Source organism: Nonomuraea lactucae (assembly GCF_003313395.1).
Taxonomy (GTDB): Bacteria; Actinomycetota; Actinomycetes; order Streptosporangiales; family Streptosporangiaceae; genus Nonomuraea; species Nonomuraea lactucae.
On sequence record NZ_QNFZ01000743.1, the window covers coordinates 1 to 4,050 of the forward strand.

Annotated in this window: 5 protein-coding genes; 1 reads left to right on the forward strand and 4 read right to left on the reverse strand. The window is 71.6% G+C overall.

Annotated features, from left to right (window positions below; genetic code table 11):
• Positions 1–49: 49 nt before the first annotated feature.
• The gene (locus DQW85_RS26470; protein WP_113702650.1) at positions 50–1,117 is read right to left on the reverse strand and encodes a Kelch repeat-containing protein; all 1,068 of its coding nucleotides are present in this window, start codon (positions 1,115–1,117) and stop codon (positions 50–52) included.
• Positions 1,118–1,354: 237 nt separating this feature from the next.
• On the opposite strand from DQW85_RS26470, the gene DQW85_RS46070 reads away from it, so the two are divergent.
• Positions 1,355–1,591, forward strand: a complete 237-nt coding sequence (locus DQW85_RS46070) for a hypothetical protein (RefSeq protein WP_205315424.1) — start codon at positions 1,355–1,357, stop codon at positions 1,589–1,591.
• A 15-nt stretch (positions 1,592–1,606) separates the two neighbouring features.
• Here DQW85_RS46070 and DQW85_RS26485 read toward each other — a convergent pair whose 3' ends face one another.
• From DQW85_RS26485 to DQW85_RS26495, 3 genes are all read right to left on the reverse strand, one after another.
• Positions 1,607–2,071, reverse strand: coding sequence for an acyl-CoA thioesterase (locus tag DQW85_RS26485; RefSeq protein WP_240197437.1), 465 nt, complete (start codon positions 2,069–2,071; stop codon positions 1,607–1,609).
• Between the two features lie 129 nt (positions 2,072–2,200).
• Positions 2,201–2,998 (reverse strand): formylglycine-generating enzyme family protein, encoded by a 798-nt coding sequence (locus DQW85_RS26490; protein WP_275888263.1) that lies wholly within the window; start codon positions 2,996–2,998, stop codon positions 2,201–2,203.
• A gap of 207 nt (positions 2,999–3,205) precedes the next feature.
• The coding region (locus tag DQW85_RS26495; RefSeq protein WP_162795397.1) for an SGNH/GDSL hydrolase family protein at positions 3,206–4,050 on the reverse strand (845 nt) is incomplete at its 5' end.

Below are 4,050 nucleotides of genomic sequence, written 5' to 3' on the forward strand. Positions count from 1 at the left end.
CACCTCCGGCGCCGGCTCGCCGCCGTCGACGGATCCTGAGCCCGCCGGGTCAGCGGCGGGAGGGCCGGTAGGCGTCGTTGACGGCCACGGGGCTGCCGCCGCCCGCGGTGCCACCGCCGGGGATGTGGATCGTGCCGCCCACGGCGACGGCGGCGGTGCCGTGGCGGGGCACCGGCATCGGGTCGAGTCGCCGCCAGCGATCGTGGACGGTGTCGTACGCCTCCGCTTCGGCGAACACGGTGTTCGGGTCGGCACCGTCGTGCCTGCCCTCGCCGCCGAAGGTGTAGATCCTCGTGCCCACGGCCGCGGTGGCGATGCCGCCGCGGGCGGTCGGCATCGGCGCCCGCTCCGTCCATCGCCGGGAGCGCAGGTCGAGCGCGTAGACGCTGTCCCGTACGTTGACCTGCCCCCGGTCCCGGCCGCCGAGCACGTAGAACGTCGTGCCGACGACCGCCCCGCCGACGTGGTCGCGCGCCTGCGGCAGGCTCGGCAGCGTTTCCCAGCGGCCGGTCACGACGTCGTACGACGACACCGTGTCGACCGTGTCCTGGAGGCCGCCGGGGCTCGGCACCAGTGTTCGCATGCCCCCGGCCAGGTAGACCCGGGTCCCGTGCACGCCCGTCGCGGCGCTGCCCCGCTCGATGCCCGCGGGCATGGACGGCAACCGCCTCCACCGGTCCGCACCCGGGCTGTAGACGAAGCTGTCGCGCAGGGCCCGCCACGAGGCTCCGCCGGACAGCCCGCCGAGGACGTAGATCCTGCCGCCCACCGCGGCCACGTTCGGGTGGTTCATCGGGACGGGCAGCGGTGGCGCGTCCGACCAGGTGTCACGCCGCGTGTCGTAGACCTCCACCCGGCCGGTGGTGGGAAAGCCGCCGGCCGGGTCGGCGAGGATGCCGCCGATCACGTAGACCGAGTGGCCGACCGCGGCGACGCTGTGCTCCTGACGGGGCCCGCGCGGGATCGGAGACAGCCGTCGCCATCCCTTGCCGTAGGACGGTTCGGTCACCGCGGGCGTCGCGCCGGGCGGCGTAGGATGGCTCGGGTGCGCGTGGACCGGCACGGCCGGGGCCGCCGCCAGGGCGACACCCACGAACAGGGCTGGCCACCGTCTCATGTGTACTCCTTCGGTTTCCGATGTCCGGCGATCAGGGGACGAGGACGAGCGTGCCCGCGGCGACGATCTCGTGGGCCTTCGGCGGCCCCGCGCGGCGGCAGTACCTGGTCGACGTGGACCGTCGGGGCACGGCGTTCCCCCACGATCGCCGGAGGTTCAGGCCGTTAGCCAGGGCTGCGCCGACCCGGGGGTCGGCGCCCCCTGGCTCGGTCCGCGGGCGGGCGTGACGATGGGTGGATGAACCGTCCCGAACTCGCCGCGTTCCTGAAGTCCCGGCGCGCGTGGATCCGGCCGGGCGAGGACGGGCTCCAGCGCCTGCTGTGGTTCACCGCCCCACCCGGCACCCAGGACGCCGCCCAGCTCGAACTGCTGTCCGTCATCGGCACCCACGACCTGGCGTCGCGCGATCCACGCGATCCACACGAGGCGGGCGAGGCGGGCGAGGCGGGCGAGGCGAGAGTGAACGCCGGCTGAGAACGCGGGCCTTCTCTAGTCGGCGTGCCGGATGAGCGGCCGCGCCGCCGCCACTTCCTCGGCGCTGAGCGGGATCGGGGTCAGCGTGGCGGTGCTCAGATTGACCTGGACGCGCCTTCCCTCGGCGTACAACGTCGCGCGGTCGGCTGAGACCACCCGGAAACCGTAGGTGTAACTGGTGCGCCCCACCCGTTCGATCCAGAAGTGCACGCCCACCTTGCCCACCTCGGTGATGGGCAGGTGGTAAGTGATCTCGAAGGCCCGCACCAAGTGGACGGAGTCGGGAAAGAGGGACCGAGCGGGGTCGTAGTGCCACCCCCGTTCCAGCCAGTACGCCATGACCGCGTTCTCCAGCAGCACCGCGTAGCGGGAGTTGTGCAGCACGTGGGCGAGATCCAACTCCGAATAGGTGACCTCTACCAGCTGAAAGTGCCCTACTTCGGGGTCAGCCGATGCCAGGAGTTCTTCTGAAGTGCTCAAACCTGCATCCCCTTGTCTCAGTGTGTGCAGCCACACGGCAGATGAGTGGTGCTCACACCTTGGCCCAGGCGACTGATCACTTTGCAGGCCAAATTCCTCGCAAGTCCTGCCCAATCCAGGGGCGTTGGGTCAGATGTCGGCGGCGCAGCGGAAGCCGAGGTTGCCGCTGGAGCTGTCGGGGCTGTTGGAGGTGCGGGCCGCGACCCGATACCGGTTGCAGTAGGACGCGTGGCACAGGTAGGAGCCGCCCCGCATGGTGCGACCCACCTTCCCGGCGTCGAACCAGTCGGCGCACCACTCCCATACATTGCCCGCCACGTTGTGGAGCCCGTATCCGTTGGGCTCGTACGCGTCGACCGGCGCGGTGCCGGAGTAGCCGTCCGCGGCCTCGTCGTGGGTGGGAAACCGGCCCTGCCAGATGTTGCACCGATGCTCCCCGCCCGGCGTGAGCTCGTCGCCCCACGGGTAGCGGGCCTGTTCCAGCCCCCCGCGGGCGGCGTACTCCCACTCGACCTCGCTCGGCAGCCGCCGGCCGGCCCATGCGCAGTAGGCCACCGCGTCGTTCCAGGACACGTGCACCACGGGATGGTCCCAGCGGCCTTCGAGGTCGCTGCCGGGCCCCTCCGGGTGGCGCCAGTCGGCGCCCGGCACGCCGCACCACCATGGCGTCTGCTGTGGCCGGGGCGAACTCTTGCGGACGGGACCCGGCAGGAACTTGGCGAACACGTACGTCCAGCCGAACCGCTCGGCCTCCGTGCGGAATCCGGTCGCCTCGACGAACTCCGCGAACCAGGCATTGGACACGCAGAAGGCGTCGATGGCGAACGGCGCCACGGTGACTTCGCGGACGGGTCCCTCGCCGTCCTCGGGGAACCCGTCGCGGTCTTCGGTGCCCATCCGGAACGATCCACCCGGGAGCACGATCAGGTCACCGGAACCGCGCCGCCGGGCGGCGGACGCGAGCGGCTGGAGGGTCGCGTGCTCGCCGGAACGCGAAGGAGGACAGCAGCTGGACACCTTCGGGACCCTCCAGGTCGATCGCGTGGCCGGTCGGCACCTGGGTGACGCCGCCATCCGGTGAGCGTGTCACAGGTAATCTACCGACGGCCCAGCACGTCGGGGCGGGCCGGGGAGTTAGCGGCCGGTGGCCTTGTCGATGGCCTGCTTGGTGATGAGCGTGAGGCTGAGCTGCCCCCGGAGGTTCGGGTGGGCGGCCGCCGGAGCGATACCGCCCTTGGCGGTGAGCAGCGGTTCGATCAGGCGCTGCGTCGTGTCCGCGCACATGTCGTGGCCGATCGTCGGCGTGTAGGTGTCGACGTAGATCGCCCCCGCCTTGCGTGCCTGCTCGGCGAGCGCGCTGTTGAGCCTCTTGGTGATGTTGCGCAGGTAGGAGAAGTCCCCGTCCGCGAGGGGCACCTCAGACGAGCGGCAGCTCTTGCCGCTGTCCGGCAGCACCGACGGGTAACCGACGAGCGCGATCCTGGCGCGCGGGCTCTTGCGCTTGATGTCGGTCAGCACGTCGGCGATCCGCGGCTTCAGCGTCTCGATCCGGGCCAGGTGCTGGTCGGTGTCGCCCTGCTTGAAATTGTCGCGGCACGGGTCGCCGGTGGGATCCTGCCGGCTCAGGCCGGCGCAGACGACGGCGAGCTCCTTGAAGCCGATGTCGTTGCCGCCGAGGGTCAGCGTGACCAGGGTGGTGTCGGGCCGGAGGGCCTTGATCTGCGGCGGCTGGCCGTGCTCCGCGTTCCAGATGCTGCGCGTGGTCGCGCCGCTGCACGCGACGTTCCTGAAGCTCGCCGAGCGGTACGAGGCGCTCAGCAGGGCCGGGTAGCTGCTGGTCTTGGCGCGGTCGCACACCTTGCTCTCCTGGGGCCCGATGCCGTACCCGGAGGCGTAGGAGTCGCCGAGTGCCACGTACCGGGCGGCGACCGGGTTGCCGGCGCCGCTGCCGGCGGCGGCTCCCGGGACCGCGGCGAACG